Raw genomic sequence first — 1,628 nt, forward strand, 5'->3', positions numbered from 1 at the left:
GTAAGTCCATGTCGATCACTCCACGACCCTCCGACTGGCAGCCGGAAGGCAGGAAAACATGGGTCAATTCTCAGCGGAAACTTATAGCCTTCCCGGGTCACTTCTCAGTGGCAATCAACAGAATGGGACGCGATTGAGTACATCGATCAGTCTCCGGTAGTTTGGGGGATGACGAGGTCGGTCACGGCGTAATCGCCGTTCGCATCGAGCCCGCCGACCTCGGCAACGGTCTCGATCCTGCGGCCGGAGCCCCGGCCGGAGATGAACACGACAATGTCGATGGCTTCCGCGATCAGGTGGCGTGGCACGGTGACGACCTTCTCCGCGACCAGCTGCTCGATGCGGTAGAGCGCGGCGCGCGCGCTGTTCGCGTGCACGGTCGCGATGCCGCCGGGATGCCCGGTGTTCCAGGCCTTGAGCATGTCGAGCGCCTCTCCGCCTCGCACCTCCCCCACGACGATCCGGTCGGGCCGGAGGCGCAGCGTGGAGCGCACCAGATCGGCCATCGTGACCGCGCCCGGTCTTGTGCGCAGCGCGACGGTGTCGGCAGCCGCGCACTGCAACTCTCGGGTATCCTCTATCAGGATCACCCGCTCCCCGGCCCCGCCCATCTCGGCGAGCAGCGCATTGGCGAGCGTCGTCTTTCCGGATGACGTCCCACCGGCAATGACGATGTTCCGGCGCGCGGCCACGGCCGCGACAAGCGCCGCCGCCTGGCCGGGGTGTAGGGTGCCGCCGGCGACATAATCGGCGAGCCGGTGTATCTTCGCCGCGGGCTTGCGGATGGCGAAGCAGGGCGCCGCGACGACCGGGGGAAGCAGGCCCTCGAAACGTTCGCCTCCCTCCCAACCTCCCTCGTCCGCAGTTCGGCGGGGGAGTTCCGCGCTCACGATCGGAGCGTCGGCATGGACTTCCGTGCGTACATGGCTCGCGACGAGCCTGATGATGCGCTCGGTTTCGGCTGCTTCCAGTCGCGCTCCGGTGGCGCGGCACCCTTCCCCCAGCCGGTCGAGCCGCAGCATGCCATCGGGATTGACCATGATCTCGACGACCAGGGGATCGGCGAGCGCGGTCGCGATCGCGGGCCCCATCGCCGAGCGCAGCATCGCATCGCGCCGGTCGCGCGCCTGAGCCTCGTGCGCCGCGCTCATATTGCGCCCTCGCCATCGGCAGGCGCACCGATCGACCGTCCGGTGGCCAGTTGCCTGCCGACCTGGTCGACGAAGCGGCGGAAGCGCTCGCGACCCACAGCCCGGCCGGCCCTGTCGGCCTCCGGGAGCGGGGCCGTCACCGTCAGCTGGAAGCGGACGTAGAGCGAAAGCGTCTCGATCAGGACACTGGCGTCCCGTTCGATCCGACCGAGCTGTGTGCTGATGCGGTCGAGCCGGTGCTTGAGCAGGTCGTCGACCTCGCGGGTGGCACGGCGATTCAGATATTCGCACAGCGCGTCGGACACGATTGCCGACTTCGACGTGCCCGGTTTCGATGCCAGCGTTTCGAGACGCGCCGAGAGCTCGTCGTGTTGATTGCCACTGAGAAGTGACCCGGGAAGGCTATAAGTTTCCGCTGAGAATTGACCCATGTTTTCCTGCCTTCCGGCTGCCAGTCGGAGGGTCGTGGAGTGATCG

General features: G+C 67.0%; 2 protein-coding genes. Both read right to left on the reverse strand.

Annotation, left to right across the window (positions count from 1 at the left end):
- Window positions 1-146 precede the first annotated feature (146 nt).
- Entirely contained in the window at window positions 147-1,151 is a 1,005-nt protein-coding gene (gene trbB / locus A8V01_RS27975; RefSeq protein WP_103099511.1) for a P-type conjugative transfer ATPase TrbB, read from the reverse strand.
- Window positions 1,148-1,628: hypothetical protein (locus A8V01_RS27980; protein ID WP_425437372.1), on the reverse strand; the 481-nt coding region annotated here is incomplete at its 5' end. The genes trbB and A8V01_RS27980, both read right to left, overlap by 4 nt.

This window comes from Novosphingobium guangzhouense, from assembly GCF_002896965.1.
GTDB classification, from domain to species: Bacteria; Pseudomonadota; Alphaproteobacteria; order Sphingomonadales; family Sphingomonadaceae; genus Novosphingobium; species Novosphingobium guangzhouense.

Excerpts from the sequence above, each read along its gene's own strand:
- trbB (WP_103099511.1), bottom strand. The coding sequence starts at position 1,151 with ATGAGCGCGGCGCACGAGGCTCAGGCGCGCGACCGGCGCGATGCGATG.